The 376-nt window shown below is 50.3% G+C and carries 1 protein-coding gene; it reads right to left on the reverse strand.

All coding sequences use genetic code 11. The annotated features are described in order from the left end of the window. On the reverse strand, nt 1-376 hold a 376-nt coding region (locus BWR59_RS31775; protein WP_168184572.1), incomplete at both ends, for a recombinase family protein.

Here is a 376-nt window from a genome sequence, read left to right on the forward strand (position 1 = left end):
CTCCAGCTGCCGACATCTTTTCCTTTTCTGCAATTTGTCTCATGCTAAGCCCTTGCTGTCTGAGTGCCAACACTCGCTTTCCAGCGCTAGGATCTTTTTCCGGTCGACCAAGCCGCACGCCTTTAGCTCTGGCATTTGCCAGCCCCGCGTTGACCCGCTCTACTATGATCTCGCGTTCGAATTCCGAAAAAGACCCGATGACGTTGTAGAAAAATCGGCCCATTGCTGTAGTGGTATCAATGCTTTGTGTATAGCTGATAAAGTCGACCCCAACACTTTTGAAGTGTTCAAGGGCTGATATTAGGACGTTCAACGAGCGCGCAAAGCGGTCAAACTTCCAGACGATGACGCAATCAACCAGGCGCTTGTTCACATC

The sequence above is a fragment of the Pseudomonas sp. Bc-h genome (assembly GCF_002080045.1).
GTDB lineage: Bacteria > Pseudomonadota > Gammaproteobacteria > Pseudomonadales > Pseudomonadaceae > Aquipseudomonas.